The 23,798-nt window shown below is 41.4% G+C and carries 24 protein-coding genes and 4 tRNA genes; 19 read left to right on the top strand and 9 right to left on the bottom strand.

From position 1 onward, the window contains the following. Nucleotides 1-11: 11 nt before the first annotated feature. The 4 genes from IHV77_RS06060 to IHV77_RS06045 all read right to left on the bottom strand — a co-directional run bounded on the left by IHV77_RS06060 (nt 12) and on the right by IHV77_RS06045 (nt 4,879). The gene (locus IHV77_RS06060; protein WP_194811120.1) at nt 12-1,541 is read right to left on the bottom strand and encodes a YifB family Mg chelatase-like AAA ATPase; all 1,530 of its coding nucleotides are present in this window, start codon (nt 1,539-1,541) and stop codon (nt 12-14) included. A 192-nt stretch (nt 1,542-1,733) separates the two neighbouring features. Then, entirely contained in the window at nt 1,734-2,351 is a 618-nt protein-coding gene (gene yihA / locus IHV77_RS06055) for a ribosome biogenesis GTP-binding protein YihA/YsxC (protein ID WP_194811119.1), read from the bottom strand. 150 nt (nt 2,352-2,501) lie between these two features. Beyond that, nucleotides 2,502-3,488, bottom strand: a complete 987-nt coding sequence (gene dusA / locus IHV77_RS06050) for a tRNA dihydrouridine(20/20a) synthase DusA (RefSeq protein ID WP_194811118.1) — start codon at nt 3,486-3,488, stop codon at nt 2,502-2,504. A 2-nt stretch (nt 3,489-3,490) separates the two neighbouring features. Next, nucleotides 3,491-4,879, bottom strand: a complete 1,389-nt coding sequence (locus IHV77_RS06045) for a chloride channel protein (protein WP_408635293.1) — start codon at nt 4,877-4,879, stop codon at nt 3,491-3,493. Between the two features lie 258 nt (nt 4,880-5,137). Here IHV77_RS06045 and rpsL point away from each other — a divergent pair, with 258 nt between their 5' ends. From rpsL to crcB, 6 genes are all read left to right on the top strand, one after another. After that, nucleotides 5,138-5,512 carry a 30S ribosomal protein S12 gene (rpsL, locus tag IHV77_RS06040; RefSeq protein WP_005543325.1) on the top strand — a complete coding sequence of 125 codons (375 nt, stop codon included), beginning with the start codon at nt 5,138-5,140 and terminating at the stop codon, nt 5,510-5,512. Between the two features lie 156 nt (nt 5,513-5,668). Beyond that, a complete protein-coding gene (rpsG, locus tag IHV77_RS06035; RefSeq protein WP_194811116.1) occupies nt 5,669-6,139 on the top strand; it encodes a 30S ribosomal protein S7 in 471 nt (156 codons plus the stop codon). A gap of 84 nt (nt 6,140-6,223) precedes the next feature. After that, nucleotides 6,224-8,326 (top strand): elongation factor G, encoded by a 2,103-nt coding sequence (gene fusA / locus IHV77_RS06030; protein ID WP_194811115.1) that lies wholly within the window; start codon nt 6,224-6,226, stop codon nt 8,324-8,326. 63 nt (nt 8,327-8,389) lie between these two features. Beyond that, the gene (tuf, locus tag IHV77_RS06025) at nt 8,390-9,574 is read left to right on the top strand and encodes an elongation factor Tu (RefSeq protein WP_018356115.1); all 1,185 of its coding nucleotides are present in this window, start codon (nt 8,390-8,392) and stop codon (nt 9,572-9,574) included. A gap of 139 nt (nt 9,575-9,713) precedes the next feature. Further along, the gene (locus IHV77_RS06020; protein WP_194813174.1) at nt 9,714-10,532 is read left to right on the top strand and encodes a Cof-type HAD-IIB family hydrolase; all 819 of its coding nucleotides are present in this window, start codon (nt 9,714-9,716) and stop codon (nt 10,530-10,532) included. Continuing rightward, nucleotides 10,532-10,915: a fluoride efflux transporter CrcB gene (crcB, locus tag IHV77_RS06015; RefSeq protein WP_194813173.1), complete on the top strand. Its 384-nt coding sequence runs from the start codon at nt 10,532-10,534 to the stop codon at nt 10,913-10,915. The genes IHV77_RS06020 and crcB overlap by 1 nt, the downstream gene beginning before the upstream one ends. 1 nt (nt 10,916) lies before the next feature. On the opposite strand, the gene recX is transcribed toward crcB, so the two are convergent. The 4 genes from recX to IHV77_RS05995 form a co-directional block, all read right to left on the bottom strand. Further along, nucleotides 10,917-11,378: a recombination regulator RecX gene (gene recX, locus IHV77_RS06010; protein ID WP_194813172.1), complete on the bottom strand. Its 462-nt coding sequence runs from the start codon at nt 11,376-11,378 to the stop codon at nt 10,917-10,919. 57 nt (nt 11,379-11,435) lie between these two features. Then, complete coding sequence (gene recA, locus IHV77_RS06005) at nt 11,436-12,494, bottom strand: recombinase RecA (RefSeq protein ID WP_194813171.1); 1,059 nt, start codon at nt 12,492-12,494, stop codon at nt 11,436-11,438. 188 nt (nt 12,495-12,682) lie between these two features. Next, a complete protein-coding gene (udp, locus tag IHV77_RS06000) occupies nt 12,683-13,441 on the bottom strand; it encodes a uridine phosphorylase (RefSeq protein ID WP_194813170.1) in 759 nt (252 codons plus the stop codon). 45 nt (nt 13,442-13,486) lie between these two features. Continuing rightward, on the bottom strand, nt 13,487-14,986 hold the full coding sequence (locus tag IHV77_RS05995) for a helicase HerA-like C-terminal domain-containing protein (protein ID WP_194813169.1): 1,500 nt from the start codon (nt 14,984-14,986) through the stop codon (nt 13,487-13,489). Between the two features lie 119 nt (nt 14,987-15,105). Here IHV77_RS05995 and IHV77_RS05990 point away from each other — a divergent pair, with 119 nt between their 5' ends. The 8 genes from IHV77_RS05990 to IHV77_RS05955 all read left to right on the top strand — a co-directional run bounded on the left by IHV77_RS05990 (nt 15,106) and on the right by IHV77_RS05955 (nt 20,616). Beyond that, nucleotides 15,106-15,774 (top strand): MOSC domain-containing protein, encoded by a 669-nt coding sequence (locus tag IHV77_RS05990; protein WP_194813168.1) that lies wholly within the window; start codon nt 15,106-15,108, stop codon nt 15,772-15,774. After that, entirely contained in the window at nt 15,767-16,240 is a 474-nt protein-coding gene (locus tag IHV77_RS05985; protein ID WP_194813167.1) for a YchJ family protein, read from the top strand. Before IHV77_RS05990 ends, IHV77_RS05985 begins: the two co-directional genes overlap by 8 nt. Next, nucleotides 16,237-17,061, top strand: a complete 825-nt coding sequence (locus IHV77_RS05980; protein WP_194813166.1) for a virulence factor BrkB family protein — start codon at nt 16,237-16,239, stop codon at nt 17,059-17,061. The genes IHV77_RS05985 and IHV77_RS05980 overlap by 4 nt, the downstream gene beginning before the upstream one ends. Continuing rightward, nucleotides 17,058-17,492, top strand: coding sequence for a D-aminoacyl-tRNA deacylase (gene dtd / locus IHV77_RS05975; RefSeq protein ID WP_194813165.1), 435 nt, complete (start codon nt 17,058-17,060; stop codon nt 17,490-17,492). The genes IHV77_RS05980 and dtd overlap by 4 nt, the downstream gene beginning before the upstream one ends. A 4-nt stretch (nt 17,493-17,496) precedes the next feature. Continuing rightward, nucleotides 17,497-18,555, top strand: a complete 1,059-nt coding sequence (citC, locus tag IHV77_RS05970) for a [citrate (pro-3S)-lyase] ligase (RefSeq protein WP_194813164.1) — start codon at nt 17,497-17,499, stop codon at nt 18,553-18,555. Nucleotides 18,556-18,919: 364 nt separating this feature from the next. After that, complete coding sequence (locus tag IHV77_RS05965) at nt 18,920-19,291, top strand: hypothetical protein (RefSeq protein WP_194813163.1); 372 nt, start codon at nt 18,920-18,922, stop codon at nt 19,289-19,291. An 81-nt stretch (nt 19,292-19,372) separates the two neighbouring features. Continuing rightward, nucleotides 19,373-19,813, top strand: coding sequence for a DUF5358 family protein (locus tag IHV77_RS05960; protein ID WP_194813162.1), 441 nt, complete (start codon nt 19,373-19,375; stop codon nt 19,811-19,813). 11 nt (nt 19,814-19,824) lie between these two features. Continuing rightward, complete coding sequence (locus IHV77_RS05955) at nt 19,825-20,616, top strand: DUF5358 family protein (RefSeq protein ID WP_194813161.1); 792 nt, start codon at nt 19,825-19,827, stop codon at nt 20,614-20,616. Nucleotides 20,617-20,826: 210 nt separating this feature from the next. Here the strand turns inward: IHV77_RS05955 and coaA are convergent, their stop codons facing one another. After that, complete coding sequence (coaA, locus tag IHV77_RS05950; protein WP_194813160.1) at nt 20,827-21,762, bottom strand: type I pantothenate kinase; 936 nt, start codon at nt 21,760-21,762, stop codon at nt 20,827-20,829. A 214-nt stretch (nt 21,763-21,976) separates the two neighbouring features. Between coaA and IHV77_RS05945 the strand changes: the two genes are divergently transcribed. The 5 genes from IHV77_RS05945 (at nt 21,977) to tuf (IHV77_RS05925) (ending at nt 23,652) form a co-directional block, all read left to right on the top strand. Beyond that, a tRNA-Thr gene (locus IHV77_RS05945) sits at nt 21,977-22,052 on the top strand. A 30-nt stretch (nt 22,053-22,082) separates the two neighbouring features. Beyond that, nucleotides 22,083-22,167, top strand: a tRNA-Tyr gene (locus tag IHV77_RS05940). A 41-nt stretch (nt 22,168-22,208) separates the two neighbouring features. Next, a tRNA-Gly gene (locus IHV77_RS05935) sits at nt 22,209-22,283 on the top strand. A gap of 3 nt (nt 22,284-22,286) precedes the next feature. Beyond that, nucleotides 22,287-22,362: transfer RNA gene (locus tag IHV77_RS05930), tRNA-Thr, on the top strand. Between the two features lie 105 nt (nt 22,363-22,467). Next, on the top strand, nt 22,468-23,652 hold the full coding sequence (gene tuf / locus IHV77_RS05925) for an elongation factor Tu (RefSeq protein ID WP_018356115.1): 1,185 nt from the start codon (nt 22,468-22,470) through the stop codon (nt 23,650-23,652). Nucleotides 23,653-23,798: the final 146 nt, after the last annotated feature.

Here is a 23,798-nt window from a genome sequence, read left to right as displayed (position 1 = left end):
GTAAAGTGCGGTCACATATTCCCCAGTTTTTGTAATAATCTATCCATCGCCCGATATCCTAATGCTTCCGCCAAATGTGCTTGAGTAATTTGTTTTTCGCCGTTGAGATCGGCGATCGTTCGTGAGACTTTTAAAATTCGGTGGTAGGCTCGAACGGAAAGCCCTAGTTTATTCAGTGCGTTTTCTAAAAAAAGGGCTTCTTTTTCGTTCAGTTTACAATCACGTTCAATTTCTTTGCCGGTTAAGTAAGCGTTGATTTTTCCGGCTCTTGCCAACTGAATTTCTCGTACTTTTAATACCTTTTCTCGCACTTGAGCACTGGTTTCCCCACGTTCGCCGCTATGTTGTAGACTGCCTTTCGGCAATAGAGGAACTTCAATGGATAAATCGAAACGATCTAGAAACGGCCCTGAAAGACGATTTAAATACCGCATAACTTGCTGTGGTGAGGTTCGATTATGCGTGCCGGTGTAATGTCCTGTAGGGCTTGGGTTCATTGCCGCAACTAATTGAAAACGCGCCGGAAATTGAATCTTGGCATTTGCTCGCGAAATAATAATTTCGCCACTTTCCAGTGGTTGCCTTAGGGCATCAAGCACTTTGCGTTCAAATTCCGGCAATTCGTCTAAAAAAAGTACGCCGTTGTGTGCTAAGGAAATTTCTCCCGGCTTAGGAATCGTGCCTCCACCCACTAATGCCGGCAAAGAGGCACTATGGTGTGGTGCGCGAAATGGACGTTGTTTCCAGTTGTGAAAATTCAGTTCATTTTGTACAAGGCTTGTAACGGAAGCCGTTTCAATCGCTTCTTGATCGGTCATTTCGGGCAAAAGTGCGGTTAATCGACAGGCAAGCATTGTTTTACCGGTTCCCGGTGGGCCGAGAAACAATAAATTGTGTTGTCCTGCCGCCGCAATTGTGAGAGCGCGTTTCGCATGTTGTTGCCCGATAATATCCGTTAAATCCAACGGATTTTTATGGGGAAAATTGACCGCACTTTCGTCCGTCAGTTCTGAAGCAAGGGGTAATTTTTCCTGATTATTAAGAAATTGCACCACATCTAAAAGTGTTTGCGCAAAATAGGTGTTTTGTTCGGAAACCAAAGAGGCTTCATTGGCATTTTGTTTTGCGATGATGAGCTCTCGTTTGGATTTTTGTGCTGCGAGAATGGCAGGAATAACACCGTGTACGCCACGTAAATAGCCGGTTAATGCGAGTTCACCGACAAACTCAAACTGCTTTAAACGGGAGCCGTCAAGTTGATCCGATGCCGCAAGAATGCCGATGGCAATGGGAAGATCAAAACGCCCGCCTTCTTTTGGTAAATCTGCCGGTGCAAGATTGACGGTAATGCGTTTTGCAGGGTATTTGAATTGTGCATTCATCAATGCGCTACGGACACGATCTTGAGCTTCTTTTACAGTTTTTTCCGGCAATCCGACAAGGGTAAAGCCCGGTTTGCCATTACTTAAATGAACTTCAATGGTCACAAGAGGGGCTTGAACCCCCATAGAGGCGCGGCTGTAAACAATGGCAAGAGACATAAGATTCCTTAAATGCGTAAATCTGTAGGAAACGGCACGAATCGTCTTGAAATGCGAATAAGCGTATGAGACATACCCGAAATCATTTAAAGTGCGGTTGTATTTAATGGATTTTTTGCACTATAAAAAAAGCCTGCGATGAAATCATTCATCACAGGCTGTTTTTGCGATCCGGATCGCAAAATTTTTATTTTATTCGGTAAAAATCGGTGAAAACCAGCCGTCTAATTTAGCGGCGAGTTTATCAATGCCGATTTTATTTTGTGCGGAAAAGGCTTCTACTTGAATATCGCCTTGGAATGGAAGAATGGCTTCACGCACTATTTTCACTTGTTTGCTACGTGCGCTTTGACTTAATTTATCCGCTTTGGTAAGCAATAAAAGTATAGGTAAATCCGCTGAAACCGCCCACTCAATCATTTGCTGATCGAGATCTTTTAAGGGATGGCGAATATCCATCAGCACCACTAATCCCGCCAAACATTCACGTTTTTGTAGATATTCCCCTAAGGATTTTTGCCATTGGATTTTCATTTGCTCCGGCACCGCCGCATAGCCATAGCCCGGTAAATCCACTAATTTGCAGTTAGGTTCGACTTCAAATAAATTGATAAGCTGGGTACGACCCGGTGTTTTTGAGGTTCGCGCAAGGTTTTTTTGATTCGTCAATGCATTGAGTGCGGTGGATTTTCCCGCATTTGAGCGACCTGCAAAGGCTATTTCAATCCCTGTGTCCTGCGGAATTGCACGGATATTGGGGGCGCTGGTTAAGAAGTGCGTTTTGTGATAATTCAGTTTTACTTCATACATAAAAATTCCTGTGTAATTGTGCATTAAGGCTCAATAAATCGGCGGGTAGCATACCATAGATTAGGTGTTGTCCGAAATGAAGATAAAAAGTGCGCTTGTTTTTAATCGCACTTGAAATTTATGAGGTTCGTTTTATTTTTTGTTTGATTTTTAATCCTCGACAAAGCTTAGTGCGGTTTCAATTACTTCAATTCCCGCCCCTTGTTTGAAGGCGTTTTCACTTAAATAACGACGCCACTGGCGTGCGCCTTTACAGTTTTGGAAAGCACCGAGCATATGGCGGGCGATATGGTTCAAATATACTCCTTGGCTAAGTTGCTGTTCAATGTAAGGTAACATAGCAAGCACGGCTTCCCGTGGCGTAACAATGGGGGCGTTTTCATCAAAGAGTGCATTATCAATTGTGCCGAGTAAACTCGGGTTTTGATATGCTTCACGACCGACCATTACACCATCGACAAATTGTAAATGCCGTTTCATTTCTTCTACGGTTTTGATGCCACCGTTTATCGCTATCGTTAAATGGGGGAAATCACGTTTCAGTTGATACACGCGTTCATAGTCAAGAGGGGGAATTTCGCGATTTTCTTTTGGACTTAAGCCGGAAAGCCAAGCCTTACGGGCGTGGATAATAAACTCGTTGCAGCCTTGATTTTGTACTTTTTCGATAAAGTCGCATAAAAATTCGTAACTATCCAGATCATCAATTCCGATGCGTGTTTTCACCGTAACGGGAATGTTCACCACACTTTGCATTTGTGCGATACATTCCGCCACCAGACCCGCCTTTGCCATTAAGCAAGCGCCGAACATTCCGTTTTGTACGCGATCAGAAGGGCAGCCGACATTCAAATTGATTTCGTGGTAGCCACGTTCTTCCGCTAACTTTGCGCAATGCTTTAGTTGATCAGGATCGCTTCCGCCTAATTGTAATGCGACAGGGTTTTCACGAGGGTCAAAATCTAAATGATCGTATTTGGCGTGAATAATCGCAGGAGCCGTCACCATTTCCGTATAGAGTAAGGCGTACTTAGAAAATTGGCGGTGAAAATAACGACAATGACGGGTTGTCCAATCGAGCATCGGAGCAACGGAAAAACGTCCGCGATAAAAAAAGTGCGGTTGATTTTGAGGCATTTTTATTTCTCTTGTTTATCGCGGTTGAGAGCTTGTGTTTGAAGTTCTTGCATACGCTGACGAAAACGTCCTGCCGCGAAGTGATAAAAGGGTTTAGGGTTAAATTGGCGCGAGATTATGGCGGCAATAATACTGGAAATCAAGAGCCAAATGAGCATAGGCTGCGCCCCTGTCATTTCCATCACAACGACACTGGCGGTTACCGGTGATTGGGTGCCGCCCGCTAAAAATGCCGCCATACATAAAATGACAAGGAAACGTTGATCAACAGCACCGTTGCTGAGCTCCCATAACATTGTGCCGATGCCGGCGCCTGTGGTGAGGGAAGGTGTGAAAATACCGCCGGCAATACCGTTCCAATAAGTTGCTACGGTAGTGAAAAGTTTTAGAATCCCGATTTCGGGATCGATAAGTTGCCCTTCTAATGCCCGTGCGACTACATCATAGCCCGTACCGTAAGTCTGTCCTTTGCTGTAAGTTCCTACGGCTGCAAGGAATAATCCGAGCAATAAGGCGACGTAAATCGGGTGGCGACGAAGCCATCCGCGCCATTTTTCAGGAGAAATACCGGCAATGCCTTTGGCCAATAGGCGTCCGAAAATACCGCCAAGAATCCCGCAAGTAATACCGCAAACGATAAGCCACAAATAAAGGCGGGGAACATCCGTTGCACCTTTATAAGTGGGAAAGTAAGGGCTATTACCTTCAATTGCAACTAAAATAAAGCCTGCAGCCAATACACCCATTAACACTCGGCGTTCCCAACGCAGCACAACACCGCGACCGAGTTCTTCAATGGCAAAGATAACACCTGCCAAGGGGGCGTTAAAAGCCGCTGCCAGCCCTCCGGCAGCACCTGTCGCCATAAGTTCGTTCGTGCTTAATCCTTTAAAGGCAAAATTATATTTTCGGCAGAAATTTCCCCATGCAAGCATCACTGCCGCCCCCACTTGCACGGAAGGGCCTTCACGCCCAACGGAAGCACCGATAAGCATGGCTAAAAAAGTTAGAGGAATTTTCCATAGGGTTTGTCCGAAAGCCAACAGTTTGGTTTTGTAATTACTGTGCGGGAGATTAATGGAAGCTATCACTTGCGGGATACCGCTGCCGCTTACATAAGGCGTAAATTTTGCGGTGAACCAAGTGAGTAAGGCAAGTCCGATGGGGAGCACAAACCAAACGGCAAGCGGATATCGGGTTGACCAATGGGCGTTGAGTTCTAATCCTATATCTGCCAGTTTCGCAAAACCGAGCGAAAAGAACGCAACAAGTGCGGCACCGATAATAAGACAGGCAAATTCCAAGGTTTTACGTGATATTCGGTGGGTTTGGCGGAGTTTTTTGTGGTAGAAATATCGTGTGCGTATGAGGATTGTTCGTAGCATTGACATCATGGTTATCGGTTTTTGTGAAATTATAAATCGGGTTAAGTTATCGGGCAATCGGTGTAGGCTATTCTTTAAAAAAATTGTTTATTTTTGACCGCTCTTTTTCTGATCCGACAAGGATCTTTATTGCGATCCTGCCCGCTGTTTACTTATTGACAAGTGGGCGTATAGCGATTAAAATTCGCCGTCTATTTCTGTATGGAAGTAGAATTTTTGAACAACATTCTATTATTGAATAACATTTAAACTGGAGCTTTTTTAATGGCAACTATCAACCAGCTAGTACGCAAACCGCGTGTGAAAAAGGTTGTAAAAAGCAACGTTCCTGCATTAGAGGCTTGCCCGCAGAAACGTGGTGTATGTACTCGTGTATATACTACAACTCCTAAAAAACCTAACTCAGCGCTACGTAAAGTATGTCGTATCCGCTTAACTAACGGTTTTGAAGTAACTTCTTATATCGGTGGTGAAGGTCACAACCTTCAGGAGCACAGTGTTGTATTAATCCGTGGTGGTCGTGTTAAAGACTTACCGGGTGTGCGTTACCACACCGTACGCGGCGCATTAGACTGTGCAGGCGTTAAAGATCGTAAACAAGGTCGTTCTAAATACGGCGTTAAACGTCCTAAAGCTTAATGGTTCTCCGTTAAGTAAGGCCAAACGTCTAAATTAGCAAAACAATTTAAACCATAAACTCCAGTCAAAAAGCGCTTTGCGCTGCAAAGTTTCTCAATGAGAAATATTGCTGATGGGTTTTGGATATCCTGAAGATTAAAATACGGAGAAATCGCAATGCCACGTCGTCGTAGTATTGAACCACGCAAGATTCTTCCAGATCCGAAATTCGGTTCAGAATTACTTGCAAAATTTATTAATGTAATCATGGTAGACGGTAAGAAATCCGTTGCCGAATCAATCGTTTATGGTGCGTTAGAAACATTATCTCAACGTACGGGTAAAGAACCTTTAGAAGCATTTGAAGCCGCACTTGAAAATGTGCGCCCGACCGTTGAGGTTAAATCTCGTCGTGTTGGTGGTTCTACTTACCAAGTACCGGTTGAAGTGCGTCCGGTTCGTCGTAACGCATTAGGTATGCGTTGGATCGTTGAGGCTGCACGTAAACGCGGTGACAAATCAATGGCTTTACGCCTTGCAAATGAATTGTCGGATGCATCCGATAACAAAGGCGCAGCTGTGAAAAAACGTGAAGATGTTCATCGTATGGCTGAAGCCAATAAAGCATTTGCTCACTACCGTTGGTAATAAGCTTTTGAATTTAAAGGGCTTCATCATTGATGAAGCCTTACCCTTATATAAATATATATTAAACTAAACAAGGTTATAATAATGGCACGTACAACTCCTATTGAAAGATATCGCAATATCGGTATTAGTGCGCACATTGATGCGGGTAAAACAACTACTACTGAACGTATCTTATTCTATACAGGTGTGAGCCACAAAATCGGTGAAGTACACGATGGTGCGGCAACAATGGACTGGATGGAACAAGAGCAAGAGCGCGGTATCACTATTACCTCTGCGGCAACGACAGCCTTCTGGTCCGGTATGTCACAGCAATTCCCACAACATCGTATTAACGTTATTGATACTCCGGGACACGTGGACTTCACTGTTGAAGTAGAACGTTCTATGCGTGTTCTTGATGGTGCGGTAATGGTTTACTGTGCGGTGGGCGGTGTTCAGCCTCAATCAGAAACAGTATGGCGTCAAGCTAACAAATACGAAGTTCCGCGTATCGCGTTCGTTAACAAAATGGACCGTACCGGTGCGAATTTCTTACGTGTTGTTGAACAGTTAAAAACCCGTTTAGGTGCGAATGCCGTTCCTCTTCAACTTCCAATCGGTGCAGAAGATAATTTCACCGGTGTAGTTGACTTGATCAAAATGAAAGCAATTAACTGGAACGAAGCGGATCAAGGTATGACCTTCACTTATGAAGATATTCCTGCCGATATGGTTGCAGACTGTGAAGAATGGCGTCAAAACTTAGTTGATGCAGCAGCTGAAGCATCAGAAGAATTGATGGAAAAATACCTTGGCGGTGAAGATTTAACCGAAGAAGAAATCAAACTCGGTCTTCGCCAACGCGTATTAGCGAACGAAATTATCTTGGTAACCTGTGGTTCTGCGTTCAAAAACAAAGGTGTTCAAGCAATGCTTGATGCGGTTGTTGAATACTTACCGGCACCAACGGATATTCCTGCAATTAAAGGGATTAATCCGGATGAAACCGAAGGTGAGCGTCATGCAAGTGATGATGAGCCGTTCTCTTCACTTGCGTTCAAAATCGCAACAGACCCGTTTGTTGGTAACTTAACTTTCTTCCGTGTGTATTCAGGTGTGATTAACTCAGGTGATACAGTGTTGAACTCTGTACGTCAAAAACGTGAACGTTTCGGTCGTATTGTTCAAATGCATGCTAACAAACGTGAAGAGATTAAAGAAGTTCGCGCTGGTGATATCGCAGCGGCAATTGGCTTAAAAGATGTGACCACAGGTGATACATTGTGTGCGATTGAAGCACCGATTATCCTCGAGCGTATGGAGTTCCCTGAGCCTGTAATTTCTGTTGCGGTAGAACCTAAGACAAAAGCAGACCAAGAGAAAATGGGTATCGCATTAGGTCGCTTAGCACAAGAAGACCCTTCGTTCCGTGTTCATACTGATGAAGAATCCGGTGAAACCATCATCTCCGGTATGGGTGAATTGCACTTAGATATTATCGTTGACCGTATGAAACGTGAGTTTAAAGTGGAAGCGAATATCGGTAAACCGCAAGTATCTTACCGTGAAACAATCCGTACACGTGTTAACGATGTTGAAGGTAAGCACGCGAAACAATCCGGTGGTCGCGGTCAGTATGGTCACGTTGTTATCGACTTATATCCGTTAGAGCCTGAAGGTCCGGGTTATGAATTCGTGAACGAAATCAAAGGCGGTGTGATTCCTGGTGAATACATTCCGGCTGTTGATAAAGGTGTTCAAGAACAACTTAAATCAGGTCCGTTGGCAGGCTATCCGGTAGTTGATATCGGTGTTCGTTTACACTTCGGTTCATACCATGATGTGGACTCATCTGAATTAGCGTTTAAACTTGCGGCCTCTTTAGCGTTTAAAGCTGCATTCGCAAAAGCAAACCCTGTTCTACTTGAACCGATCATGAAAGTAGAAGTTGAAACTCCACCTGAGTATGTGGGTGATGTAATCGGTGACTTAAGCCGTCGTCGTGCTATGGTTAACGGTCAAGAAGCGAATGAATTCGTTGTTAAAATTGATGCGGAAGTTCCACTTTCTGAAATGTTCGGTTATGCAACGGATTTACGTTCACAAACTCAAGGTCGTGCATCATACTCAATGGAACCGTTAAAATATGCTGAAGCTCCGACAAGTGTTGCAGCAGCAGTAATTGAAGCGCGTAAAAAATAATTTTTGTAAACCAGCGGTGTAAAACGGCTTTGTTTTATACCGCACTTTTAGGAAATATTAGCAATGTCTAAAGAAAAATTTGAACGTACAAAACCGCACGTAAACGTGGGTACAATCGGCCACGTTGACCACGGTAAAACAACTTTAACAGCAGCCATCACAACTGTATTGGCAAAACACTACGGTGGAGCGGCGAGAGCATTCGACCAAATTGATAATGCGCCGGAAGAAAAAGCGCGTGGTATCACCATCAACACCTCACACGTTGAATACGATACGCCGACCCGTCACTATGCACACGTAGACTGTCCGGGACACGCCGACTATGTAAAAAACATGATTACCGGTGCGGCACAAATGGACGGCGCAATTCTTGTCGTAGCGGCGACAGATGGTCCGATGCCACAAACACGTGAACACATCTTATTAGGTCGCCAAGTAGGTGTGCCTTACATCATCGTCTTCTTAAACAAATGCGACATGGTAGATGATGAAGAATTATTAGAATTAGTAGAAATGGAAGTGCGTGAACTTCTTTCTCAATATGACTTCCCGGGTGACGATACGCCAATCGTGCGCGGTTCTGCATTAAAAGCATTAGAAGGTGATGCGGCGTGGGAAGAAAAAATTCTTGAGTTAGCAAACCACTTAGATACTTACATTCCGGAACCGGAACGTGCGATTGACCAACCGTTCCTTCTTCCGATTGAAGACGTATTCTCAATCTCAGGTCGTGGAACGGTAGTAACAGGTCGTGTAGAGCGTGGTATCATCCGTACGGGTGATGAAGTAGAAATCGTTGGTATCAAAGATACGGCGAAAACAACCGTAACGGGTGTTGAAATGTTCCGTAAATTGCTTGACGAAGGTCGTGCGGGTGAAAACATCGGTGCATTATTACGTGGAACGAAACGTGAAGAAATCGAACGTGGTCAAGTGTTAGCGAAACCGGGTTCAATCACCCCACACACTGATTTCGAATCAGAAGTGTACGTATTATCGAAAGATGAAGGTGGTCGTCATACACCATTCTTCAAAGGTTACCGTCCACAATTCTATTTCCGTACGACAGACGTAACGGGTACAATCGAATTACCGGAAGGTGTTGAAATGGTAATGCCGGGGGATAATATCAAAATGACAGTAAGCCTAATTCACCCGATTGCGATGGACCAAGGTTTACGTTTTGCGATTCGTGAAGGTGGCCGTACAGTAGGTGCGGGCGTGGTTGCGAAAATTATCAAATAATGAATTTGATGATAAGTGATTAAATAAGAAGGCAGATCGGAGGATCTGCCTTTTGTCTATTTGATAATGACTAGTGCTTGAATTTAATCAAAAGGTGCTGTCGTTTTCTATGGTACAGAAATGTTTCAGAGGATTTTCTATGTTAAAACAACCCTTTCGAGCAGTTGTCTCGGATCTTGACGGTACATTATTAAACACCAACCATATGATTGGAAACTTTACTATTGATACTTTAAATAAGTTAGAGCAGTTGGGAATTGACATTATTCTTGCAACAGGAAGAAATCACACGGACGTTTCTTCTATTCTAGGAAAAATAGGTGCGGAACGTGCTGTAATGATCACATCAAACGGGGCAAGAGCCAGAGATCTGGAGGGAAACCTTATTTATAGCAACAGTTTGCCGGAAGATGTTGTATTTGAATTGTATAAAACCCCCTTTGATGAGAATAGGGTTTGTTTAAATACTTATCATGATGAAGGTTGGTTTATTAATAGGGATGTGCCGATTCTAAAAGAATTTCACCAAGACTCTAATTTTATGTACGAAGTGGTTGATTTTTCTCAGCATCATGCGCGTGCAGTAGAAAAACTCTTCTTTATTGGTAAAACACCGGAAGATTTAGTGGGTGTTGAGCGATATTTACGTGAACATTTTGGCGATAGAACAACGATAGTTTATTCCGCATTAACGTGCTTAGAGGTTATGAATAAAGATGTTTCTAAAGGTAGTGCTTTAAAATATGTGTTAGCCCAACGAGATTATGATTTAGAAAATTGCATTGCTTTTGGTGATGGAATGAACGATGTGGAAATGTTAACGAATGTGGGGAAAGGTTGTGTAATGGAGAATGCTGATATTCGTTTAAAACAAGCCTGCCCATCACTTGAACAAATCGGTTCAAATAAAGATGAAGCTGTCGCACAATATCTTAGAGATATTTTTGGAATAAAATAATGTTGCAGTCATTATTATGTGTAGGGAGTGGGGCAGTTCTTGGCGCATTAGGGAGATGGGGATTAAGTCAATGGCTTAATTCTCTCTTTTCCACCATCGCCTTCGGTACATTGTTAGCCAATTTGACAGGATGTTTTTTGATGGGGGTATTTATCACGATATTTTGGCAATACCCACAGATTAATCCTTTGTGGAAATTATTTATTGTTACCGGATTTCTTGGGTCATTTACGACTTTTTCCTCTTTTTCAGGTGAGGTGATCGAGCAACTTATATCTGATAAATGGTTTAATGGTATTGCCGTTATTTCTACCCATTTGCTAGGAGGATTGATTTGTACAGCTTTGGGTATTTTATTGTGCAAATTACTCATTAAATTTTAGGTTAAAAATCATCTTCCGGAGCTGTGCCGATAAAATCAGAAAATTCTTCACCGGAAAAACCATGAGAAAGCATATATTGCCAAATCTTTTGCTTATTTTTTAGTGTTTGCTTTTCAGTGTAATTCGGAAATTTTTTGCTTAATGTCGTAAGAACAACAGATTCCCAATCTATATCCGTTTCAGAAAGGGTTTCCTCAATAACATCCGTGGCTATGCCTTTTAATTGGCGAAGTTCTTGTTTAATTCGATTAATGCCATATCCTCGTTGGGAACGGGCGTTAATATAGTTTTCTGTAAAACGTTTATCATTTTGCCAGTTTTTTTGCTGACAATAAGCTAAGACGTTTTCGATCTCCTGTTCGGAAAAGTTTTTTTCCTGCATTTTGTTGCGGAGTTCAAATTCACTGTATTCACGGCGTGCCAGCAAATTCATGACATAATTTAAAGCCATTGTTTTTTCCATAAAAAGTGCGGTCAAAATTTAACGAGAAATTTGACCGCACTTGATCAAGGTTAAAGACTATTCTAACTCGTCTGAAGAATTCTCTTCGGCTTGTTCAATATCCGCCATAAGCGATTGTTCAGGATTCGCAACTAATTCGGCGCGGAGTTTAGATTCCAACTCTCCCGCTTTTTCCGGATTTTCGTGTAACCATTTCATTGCATTGGCTTTACCTTGACCGATTTTCTCACCATTGTAAGCGTACCAAGCACCTGATTTATCGACAAGTTTATGTTTTACACCGAGTTCAATCAATTCACCGGCTTTTGAAATTCCTTCTCCATAAAGAATTTGGAAATCTACTTGGCGGAATGGTGCGGCAAGTTTGTTTTTTACCACTTTTACTTTTGTTTCATTACCGATAATTTCATCACCGTCTTTTACTGAGCCTGTGCGACGAATGTCTAAGCGAACAGATGAGTAGAATTTAAGTGCATTACCGCCGGTTGTTGTTTCCGGATTGCCGAACATTACCCCGATTTTCATACGAATTTGGTTGATAAAGATTACCAAACAGTTGGCATTTTTAATTTGACCGGTTAATTTACGTAACGCTTGAGACATTAAGCGGGCTTGCAAACCCATATGGGAATCACCCATATCGCCTTCAATTTCCGCTTTTGGTGTAAGTGCGGCAACGGAGTCCACAATAACGACATCAACCGCACCGGAGCGAACAAGAGCATCACAGATTTCAAGCGCTTGTTCACCATTGTCCGGCTGAGAAACCAGTAATTCTTTTACATCAACCCCAAGTTTAGCCGCATAAATAGGATCTAGTGCGTGTTCGGCGTCAATAAAGGCACAGGTTTTTCCTGCTTTTTGTGCTTGAGCGATAACGGAGAGGGTTAGTGTGGTTTTCCCGGAAGATTCCGGTCCGAAAATCTCAACGATGCGCCCCATTGGTAAACCGCCGATACCTAATGCGACATCCAAACCGATTGATCCTGTTGAGATTGATTCAACATCAAGCGTTTTGGTGTCTCCCAATTTCATAATGGAGCCTTTACCAAATTGTTTTTCAATTTGCCCTAATGCCGCAGCAAGTGCTTTTTGTTTTTCTTCTTGAGTTGCCATTTTTTAACCTTTTTGCGTTATCAAATTTGCGTAGATTGTATCTGTATTGATATACAGTATCAAGTGAATTTTTTATCTTTGTGATAAAAATGTGAGCCTGATCGTAAATATAGAGGGGAAAAAGTGGAATGCAGAAATTATGCTTTAGCTAAAAGGCGTTTTTGATTTTTCAAAAACGCCTTTACTCATTAAGCTAATAATTTTCTTGCCGCTTCAACCACGACTGAAATTGCTTTTTCTTCAGTGCCTTTGATTGTGGCTTCGTTTGGGATTTCTTGTTGGGTGCGGTTTACGATTACGCCGGCAACCATACCACCGCGCAGACCCAAAGCATTGCACATGGTGAATAATGTCGCCGCTTCCATTTCGTAATTCATTACATTAAGATCTTGCCATTGTTTGAGTGAACCTTGATAAGTGCGATAAACCTTACCGCTGTAAGTATCGTAACGTTCTTGACCCGGATAGAAGGTGTCCGATGAGGCGGTAATTCCCACTAAAGGTTTAATGCCTTTTTCTTTTGAGGCACTGAATAACGCGGTGACACATTCAAAATCTGCCACGGCAGGATATTCAAGCGGGGCGAAATGTAAGCTTGCTCCGTCTAAACGTACAGCCCCTGTGGTGATAAGAATATCACCGACGTTAATATGAGGCTGAATTGCCCCTGTTGTGCCGATACGTAAGAATGTACGCACGCCAAGTTGTGCTAATTCTTCCACGCAAATGGAAGTTGAAGGACCACCAATACCGGTGGAACAAACCACAAGAGGTTGACCGTTCAGATAACCAAGCCAAGAGGTGAATTCTCGGGTACTGGCAAGAAACTCCGGGTTATCCAGATGTTTGGCAATGCGTTCGGTACGTGCCGGATCTCCTGGGATAATGGCAAGCGTTGCACCTTTTAATTGTGCTTTGGTTAAGTTTAAGTGAAAGACATCTGACATAGTTTTCTCCTTATAAATAGCGGTAAAAATGACCGCACTTTTTTGTTATTTCTTTAATACGCCTAAAACACTACGCATAATTTGTTTTGTGACCTCATTACGGATATTGCGTCCAACGGATTTTGCCACGCTATTAACGATTTGTTCGGTCGGGCTGAGTTTCTCGCCTCGTTTTTTTGCTCCGAAGAGCATACGGCTGAGGCTACCTAAGATACCGTTTTCTTGTTCTTCTTGAGCCTGTTCCGCTTGTTTTTGTTGAACCGCAGTAAGATCCGCTTGGCTATTTAATATTTCAAAGGCGGATTCGTTATCTATATAGTCTTTATAGAACGAATAAAGCTCATCATCTTTCACCCAAGCGGTGCGTTCTTCCGTGTTAAGTGGAGCAAGTTGGCTTTTCGGCGGATAAATATAAGCGATTTCCACCGGAGTCGGCATCCCTTTTTCATCTAAGAATGAAACCAATGCTTGCCCTACACCGAGTGTGGAAATGCTTTCGACAACATTCACATTTGGATTGGCGCGGAAAGTTTCCGCTGCCGATTTTACCGCTTTTTGGTCGCGTGGTGTGAAAGCGCGTAGGGCGTGTTGTACACGATTACCTAATTGCCCTAAAACCGTATCCGGTAAATCCAATGGATTTTGGGTAACGAAATAAATGCCTACCCCTTTAGAACGAATTAAGCGTACGACTTGTTCCACTTTTTCAACCAATACTGCCGGTGCGCCATCAAATAATAAATGGGCTTCGTCAAAGAACATCACGAATTTGGGTTTATCCGGATCACCTACTTCCGGTAATTGTTCAAAAAGTTCAGACATTAACCACAGTAAAAATGCGCTATATATTCTTGGTGAATTAATTAATCTTTCTGAATTTAGTACATTGATAACACCTTTTCCATCACGGGTTTGCAACCAATCTTCAAGATTAAGTGCCGGTTCACCGAATAAATTTGTTGCGCCTTCATTTTCAAGGGTGAGTAGCGCACGCTGAATAGCTCCCACACTCGCCGCCGATACATTGCCATATTCCAGTTGGAAGGTTTTAGCGTTCTCCGCTACATATTTCAGCATTGCGCGCAGATCTTTTAAATCAATAAGCAATAAACCTTTGTCGTCTGCAACACGGAAAACCAAATTTAACAAGCCCTCTTGGGTCGCATTTAAATTTAATAAACGAGAGAGTAACAGCGGCCCCATTTCGGAAATGGTTGTGCGCAACGGAATGCCTGTTTCACCGAACACATCCCAAAATGAAACAGGGTAATTATTCAAGTAGCTTTCATTGCCTAATTCAAATTGTTCAATACGTTCTGCAATTTTGCCGCTAAATTGACCCTGTTTAACCAAACCGGAAAGATCACCTTTTACATCCGCTAAAAAAACAGGTACGCCGTCATCGCTAAAAGCTTCTGCTATTTTTCGTAAGGTAACGGTTTTCCCCGTGCCGGTTGCGCCTGCGATCAATCCGTGGCGATTTGCCATTTTAGCGGTAATACCAAGGATTTCTCCTCGTTCTGTGCGGGCTAGCTCATATTGCATAAAAGTTCCTTTGCATTGTGATGTTTATGGGTAAGATGATAAGGAAAAAATAAAGTGCGGTCAAAATTTAAGTGATTTTACGGTATAATTTCGTATGTTTTATTAAGAGGGGAAAAGCTATGTCAAAGGCAGAGATTTTAGTGATTAAAATCGGGCAGGTTGAGCAAATCACATTTGATGATGGTACAACCTATGAAAGTGCGATTCGCAAACAACCGGTGGCATCGGCAAAAATCCATATGCTCGGGGCACAAGGCAATGATGTCGGTTTAAAAAAACATCATGGCGGTGTGGATAAGGCATTATTTTTTATGTCCGATGTCTCATTTTCTGCATTGAATCATTTATTGGGCGAAAATTTTTCTTACACCGGTACCGCCGTATATGGTGAAAATTTTGTGGTTTCCGGGTTTGATGAAGATTCTATTTGTGTGGGGGATCGCTTCAAAATCGGTTCTGCGGTGTTGGAAGTTTCACAACCGCGTAAACCTTGCGAGCGTTTATCTAAAAATACTAACAATAAAGAAGCGCAGAAAGTCGTTTATTCTTCCGGTTGGACGGGCTGGTATGTGCGTGTGATTGAAGAAGGTGAAATAACACAAGGTGATGAATTAATTTTGCAAAGTCGCACTTATCCGCAATTTACCATTCGAGTGTTAAATCGTTTATTGTCCGCGTCTCCGACAGCGGAAGAACTTGAGCAAGCCCTTGCTATTAACGAATTAGCGGAGGCTTTTAAACGTTCGCTTCGTTCTCAATTAAGTAAAGTTAAATTCCAAAATGACTGATAAAACAACCGCACTTTGCCCCTGTCAATCCGATCGAAATTATGAAGATTGCTGTGGCGTATTTCATTCACACCAAGCTTTTCCTGAAACTGCCGAACAGCTTATGCGTTCGCGTTATTCGGCTTATGTATTGAAAAATATTGCTTATATTGTTGAAACCTCGGTGCCGGCTCAGCAATCGTTACTGGATGTCCCGCTTTTGAGAGAATGGGCAGAAACAACCGACTGGTTGGGTTTGCAAATTCTTAAAACGGAAACCTTAACCAAAATTCAAAGTGCGGTGGAATTTAACGCACTTTTTCGAGGGGAAGAAGGCGCGCAATCACATCAAGAGCGGTCAATTTTTGTGAAGATTAACGGGCGTTGGTATTTTATCGATCCGACCGTACCGTTGCCGACAATGAAACAGCCTTGCCTGTGTGGTTCCGATAAGAAATTTAAACATTGTTGTGGAGCGTGGCTATGACAATTTTGGACTTTTTACAACGCTTTTGGCTGCGCTTTAATGAAAATAAACTGACACAGGCGGCGGGTTCACTGACTTATAGCACAATGCTTGCTATCGTTCCTCTCATTATGGTGGTGTTTTCCATTTTCTCTGCTTTTCCGGTCTTTAATGAAGTAACGGGGGAGTTAAAAGCCTTTATTTTCACCAATTTTGCACCTTCCGCCGGTGATGTCGTGGGGCAATATATTGATGAATTTGTAAATAATTCCAAGCAAATGAGCGCGGTGGGAGTAATCAGCCTGATTGCAGTGGCATTAATGTTGATTAATTCGATTGATCGCACGCTTAACGGTATTTGGCAGGACACCGGAGTTCGCCCGATTTTTACTTCTTTTGCGATTTACTGGCTGATTTTAACGCTTGGGCCTGTTCTTATCGGTACAAGTATTGCGGCAAGCGCTTATGTAAAAACAATGTTTGAGCAGTCGGAGACGCTTTCTTTCGGATTAAAACTGCTGAGTTTTGTCCCTTTCCTTTCAACTTGGTTTATTTTCACTTTGGTTTATACGGTCGTGCCGAATAAAAAAGTGAGCATTAAACATTCAGCCGCCGGTGCATTGATTGCTGCGGTATTTTTTACTTTAGGAAAACAGGCTTTTACGTGGTATATCACGACTTTTCCGTCTTACCAACTTATTTATGGTGCAATGGCAACCTTGCCGATTATGTTGTTATGGATTCAACTCAGTTGGACGGTGGTGTTATTCGGCGCTCAATTAGCGGCGGTATTGGCTGAAATGAAACGGGAAAAAATACAGATAAATAAGGAAACGGAATGATTGCATTAATTCAGCGTGTTACACAAGCCAAAGTGGATGTGAAAGGGGAAACGGTCGGACAAATTGGTAAAGGTTTATTAGTGCTACTTGGCGTAGAAAAAGAAGATGATCGCTCAAAAGCCGATAAACTCGCAGAAAAAGTGCTCAATTATCGCATTTTTAGCGATGAAAACGACAAAATGAACTTAAATGTACAACAAGCTGGTGGTGCATTATTAATCGTATCACAGTTTACCTTGGCGGCTGATACGCAAAAAGGATTGCGCCCAAGCTTTTCTAAAGGGGCAACACCGGAGCGGGCAAATGAACTTTATGAATATTTTTCACAAAAATGTGCAGAGAAAATTCAGGTTGAAAACGGACGATTTGCCGCCGATATGCAAGTGAGTCTTACAAACGATGGGCCGGTTACTTTTTGGTTGAATGTATAGCGATATGAATTATTCTATTGGTAAAGTTTCTTTTTCTGATGCTTCAAACCTTGCAAAAATTGATACCTTGCTTGAACGGGAAGGGATTCGGCGTGATCCTCATTTAGATTATATTGCCGCAATGTTTGATGAAGATTTCAATATTATCGCAACAGGAAGTTGTTTCGGTAATACATTACGCTGTTTGGCGGTATCCGACGATCATCAAGGCGAAGGCTTGATGAATCAAATGGTTACGCATTTGATTAACATTCAAATGGAACGTGGCAACGGGCATTTATTTCTTTATACGAAATGTGAATCCGCAAAGTTTTTCCATGATCTCGGCTTTCAAGAAATTGTTCGTATTCCCCATCAAATCGTCTTTATGGAAAACAAACGTAAGGGATTTGAAAATTACTTAAATCGGCTCAAAAGTGCGGTTGAAATTTCCGGTGTTTTTGAAAAACAAAAAATTGCCGCATTAGTGATGAATTGCAATCCGTTTACCCTTGGGCATCAATATTTAGTGGAAAAGGTGGCTGCGGAAAATGATCTCGTGCATCTTTTTATGCTGAGTGAAGACAGTAGTCTCTTTCCTTATGAGGTGCGTAAAAAACTTATTCAAGCGGGTATCGCACATTTATCAAATGTTGTGTTGCATGATAGCGGTTCTTATATTATCAGCCAAGCCACATTCCCAAGTTATTTTCAAGAAAATGATGATGCGGTTATCAAAAGTAATGTCGAAATTGATTTACAGATTTTCGTGCGTATTGCTCAAGCCCTAGGGATTCAACGCCGTTATGTCGGGAATGAACCTTTTAGCCGCGTAACGAATATTTATAATCAAATGATGTTACAAAAGTTGCCGGAATACGGCATAGCGTGCGAAGTGGTAGAACGCAAAGAAATTGAGAGGAAAGCAGTCAGCGCCTCTGCGGTTCGACAAGCCATCAAAGCGGATGATTGGGCGTTAATCAAAAAGCTAGTCCCACAAACAACCTTTGATTTTTTAATGAGCGATGAAGCAAAACCTATTTTAGAAAGGATTCGGCAAACTGAAAATGTGGTGCATTATTAGAAAAAGTGCGGTTAAAAATAAAGAAGTTTTTAATTTGTGGGATTTTCCCGAATTTAATTTAAATACCTGTTTTTGAAAAGTATCAAAACAGGTATTTTTTATTATGGCTGAACACTATGCGATGATTTTCGCACTGAACCTACTATTTCCCCCTTCACAGTTAGCATTAATCCATTTCTATTCCAACGAAAGATAAGCTTAATCTTTAGTTTCTTTCTCATTACATCTCTCAAAATTTCTATTTAACAGTATTTTATAGCATAAAAGATTGTGCAAAAAAAAAACAATATATAATCACTTTTTGTTCAATCTGCTGATTGTATAACGATATTAACAAGATTTTTGAATAATGTGCGAGGTAACAATGGTAACAGTTCATAATTTATACCAAGAAAGCATTGAAAAGGCATTAATACTTGGATATGAACCAACAGAAGACCCGAGAGCTTTTGCTGATGGTTATGTATATAAAAAAGATGGGGTGATTTGGATTATTACTACTCCGGAACAGCTAGCTATAAAGCTCAAGGTGTCCATTGAAGAACTTGAAAAATTAGGGTACAGCTTAGATGACTACTATGAGTATCAATACCTTAGCCCGTTGGAAACGATAAGGGCTGCGGGAAGAAAAGAAATGTTGGATATTTTTAGTGGTTTACCCACTGATGCTGAAGGTTTGGTTTATCTTTCTGATGGTATGTATATGACAGAAGAGGGAGACATTATTGAAAGATAGTAAGAAAGTTAAGAAATTTACAGATTAAATTTAATCTGTAAATTTATAACTAATCAATATTTATAATATTAGGGAGATAAAATGTTTAAAAGAACTTTTTTAATTATAGCCATCACAAGTTTATCGGCTTGTCATCAAATATTATCTAATGGATATAAAGTAACTGATGAGGAAATGAAAAAATATGTAGCAGAAGTAAATAAATTCCAACAATGCGTTTACCCCGAAATTGCTAAGGCGAATAACGATCCTAAAAGGTTAGAAAAAATTTTTAATAGGACTGAAGAGGAGAAGTATTTATGGCTAGATTTTGGACGTTCTCTCATAGCGAGTATAGTTGGTCAAGAAAATGATCAAAGAATTGCTCAAGATCCTAATTCACAAAAATATTTTGAGAAAAAATATCAAGAATTTAGTCATCACCATCCTGTTATTTTTACTGAAAAAGATAAGAAAGAATGTGAGTTATTTAAACGGAACTTTAATCAAAAACTGAATGAATTAAAACAACTTACTCAATAGAGGGAAGTTCTATGTTAAAAAAATCAATTTCATTATCTTTTGTTGCTATTCTTACAGCTTGTGGTATCTTGCAATTTCCTAAATATGTGGTTTCTGATGAAGATTTAAAGAAACTGGCTATTGCTGAGAATCAGGTTGATCAATGTGTTAATACTGATTTTGTCAAGAAAATACAAAATAAGCAAAAATTATCTGATGATGAATTTATTGAGGCAAAGGTTAGACTGGAAGTATTACAAAATAATTCTAGAGGTGTTCTATTAGGTGATATTATCGGGAGAGAAAAAGTAGAAATCATAAAGAATGATTTTTTATCTGCTCAAAACTTTCTTAATCGCTATAATCCTAAGTTGGCATCATTGAATATTCCGCCACTCGGTAAGGTTCAATGTGCCGTAGTGAAAAAAAATTATATGCAGGTAGTGCAAGCGAAAAAAGCTGAACTTAAACAACAAATTGCAAACCAAAAAATCCAAGCAAAAGAAGCTGAGAAAGCACGAAAAGCCCGAGAAGCCTATTACCAAACACCTGAAGGGCAAGCAGAACTTGCTCGTCAGCAACAAGAGCGACATCATCAGGAAATGATGGCATTACAACGTCAGCAAATGGGACAACTGCAAGCGGCTCAAAATGCTATGCAATTTCAGCAACAAATGAACCAAATGAATCAAATGAATCAGCAAATGCAGCAGCGATCTATGCAGATGTTACAGATGGCAACACCGCAGAAAGTGATTATTGGTAGTCCGGTTATGAATGCTCCGATAATGGGGACGGGACCTCGTTGGAATAATGTTTATTAGGCTTTATTTATTCTTTGAAAGGCACGAGGAGCAGTGATAAATTCGTCATGGCTACTTCAAAATAGAATTTAGTTAATATTAGGGCATTTTGTTCAAGTGCGTTACTCAGGCAAGTATGGCACATCTATTGAGCAAAATGCCTTTTATTTTAAAAGGGTTATAATTTGGAGGAGTCGTTCAAAATACAGTGATTTTCAACCGCACTTTTATTTATTTCCTAAGTTTAACGAGCTCAACCTCGTGGTTTGCCCCTTTTGTTAGTATAAGGTTTGCGCGTTCACGCGTAGGGAGAATATTTTCCCGTAAGTTTAAACCATTGATGTTCTCCCAAATTTGGCTTGCCGTGGCAATCGCTTCTTGTTCCGAAAGTGCCGCATAGTGTTTAAAGTAAGAGTTGGGATTGGTAAATGCGCTTTGGCGGAATTTCAAAAAGCGTTTTATATACCATTCTTTTAGAAGTTTTTCTTCCGCATCAACATAAATAGAAAAATCCACGAAATCCGAAACAAAGGGTTGGTTTGTTTTATTTCCCCCGGTTTGTAAGACATTCAAACCTTCTAAAATCAGAATATCGGGTTGATCCACTTCATTAAATTCATCAGGAATAATATCGTATGTCAGATGTGAATAAATCGGTGCTTTAACGTGTTTCTTGCCGGATTTAATGTCTGCCAAAAAATAGATGAGCTTTGTCGTATCATAAGAAATAGGAAAGCCTTTCTTTTGTAATAGGTTATCCTTTTTCAATTTTTCAAGGGGATAGAGAAAACCGTCCGTCGTAATGAGATCAACATTGCGTTCTATCGGCCAATGTGAAAGAAGGGATTGAATAATACGCGCGGAAGTGCTTTTTCCTACCGCAACACTACCGGCGATACTAATGATATAAGGAACTTTGGGATTTTGTCCGCCAAGAAAACGATTGAGTACAGTTTGGCGTCGAAGGTTTTCATCAATGTAATAATTTATTAAACGCGCAAGGGGCAAATAAATCGTGCTGACTTCATCAAGTGAGAGTTCTTCATTAAAGCCTAATAATGGTTTTAGATCTTGTTCGGTCAGTTTCAAGGGAACTGATTTTCGTAAATTAGCCCATTGTTCACGACTAAAACTCAAAAAAGGAGTGAGTTGATTTGAAATTTCCACGATGAATAGAATAATTTGTTGAAAAATTGTTAGGGGAATATACCTTATAAAACACGCCTATGCATTGTTTTTCTCAAGGTTTGATGAAAATAACAACAAAGAATGGATGGTTTTGATTGTAATTTAGTCGAATAACTAAAAAAATGGATTTTTTTAGAAAAAAGACTTGTCAGGCAAACATTTTTCCATATAATACGCCTCACTTGCTTACGACGCCGACTTAGCTCAGTAGGTAGAGCAACTGACTTGTAATCAGTAGGTCATCAGTTCGATTCCGATAGTCGGCACCATTCTTTCGTAAACAAGTGTTCATTGCGTGTGGAGGGGTTCCCGAGCGGCCAAAGGGGGCAGACTGTAAATCTGTTGGCTCAGCCTTCGAAGGTTCGAATCCTTCTCCCTCCACCATCATTTGGATGAATCTGATGGGACAGACGAATTTAGGACTTGCGGGCATCGTATAATGGCTATTACCTTAGCCTTCCAAGCTAATGATGCGGGTTCGATTCCCGCTGCCCGCTCCAAACGCTGATATAGCTCAGTTGGTAGAGCGCACCCTTGGTAAGGGTGAGGTCGGCGGTTCAAATCCGCCTATCAGCACCAGCCTTAAGAATTCTCTTCCTTTATGTCAATGTAGTAAATAATTTTATTGGTTAATGTGGTTTATTTACCCACCGATAACCGTGTCTATTTAGAGGGACTCTTTAAATGTCTAAAGAAAAATTTGAACGTACAAAACCGCACGTAAACGTGGGTACAATCGGCCACGTTGACCACGGTAAAACAACTTTAACAGCAGCCATCACAACCGTATTAGCAAAACACTACGGTGGAGCGGCGAGAGCATTCGACCAAATTGATAATGCGCCGGAAGAAAAAGCACGTGGTATCACCATCAACACCTCACACGTTGAATACGATACGCCGACCCGTCACTATGCACACGTAGACTGTCCGGGACACGCCGACTATGTAAAAAACATGATTACCGGTGCGGCACAAATGGACGGCGCAATTCTTGTCGTAGCGGCGACAGACGGTCCGATGCCACAAACACGTGAACACATCTTATTAGGTCGCCAAGTAGGTGTGCCTTACATCATCGTCTTCTTAAACAAATGCGACATGGTAGATGATGAAGAATTATTAGAATTAGTAGAAATGGAAGTGCGTGAACTTCTTTCTCAATATGACTTCCCGGGTGACGATACGCCTATCGTGCGCGGTTCTGCATTAAAAGCATTAGAAGGTGATGCGGCGTGGGAAGAAAAAATTCTTGAGTTAGCAAACCACTTAGATACTTACATTCCGGAACCGGAACGTGCGATTGACCAACCGTTCCTTCTTCCGATTGAAGACGTATTCTCAATCTCAGGTCGTGGAACGGTAGTAACGGGTCGTGTAGAGCGTGGTATCATCCGTACGGGTGATGAAGTAGAAATCGTTGGTATCAAAGATACGGCGAAAACAACCGTAACGGGTGTTGAAATGTTCCGTAAATTGCTTGACGAAGGTCGTGCGGGAGAAAACATCGGTGCATTATTACGTGGAACGAAACGTGAAGAAATCGAACGTGGTCAAGTATTAGCGAAACCGGGTTCAATCACCCCACACACTGATTTCGAATCAGAAGTGTACGTATTATCGAAAGATGAAGGTGGTCGTCATACACCATTCTTCAAAGGTTACCGTCCACAATTCTATTTCCGTACGACAGACGTAACGGGTACAATCGAATTACCGGAAGGTGTTGAAATGGTAATGCCGGGGGATAATATCAAAATGACAGTAAGCCTAATTCACCCGATTGCGATGGACCAAGGTTTACGTTTTGCGATTCGTGAAGGTGGCCGTACAGTAGGTGCGGGCGTGGTTGCGAAAATTATCAAATAATGAATTTGATGATAAGTGATTAAATAAGAAGGCAGATCGGAGGATCTGCCTTTTTTATATCATCTTTATTCAGCTTGATAGAAATGGTTTATCATGGAAAAGTTAAATGAGAACTGACATTTTAAGCCAAGAATGATAGGATAGAC

The sequence above is a fragment of the Rodentibacter haemolyticus genome (assembly GCF_015356115.1).
In the GTDB taxonomy this organism is placed as follows: Bacteria; Pseudomonadota; Gammaproteobacteria; order Enterobacterales; family Pasteurellaceae; genus Rodentibacter; species Rodentibacter haemolyticus.
Note: the sequence above shows the minus strand (reverse complement) of the source record. Positions and strands in the feature narration are given on the sequence as shown.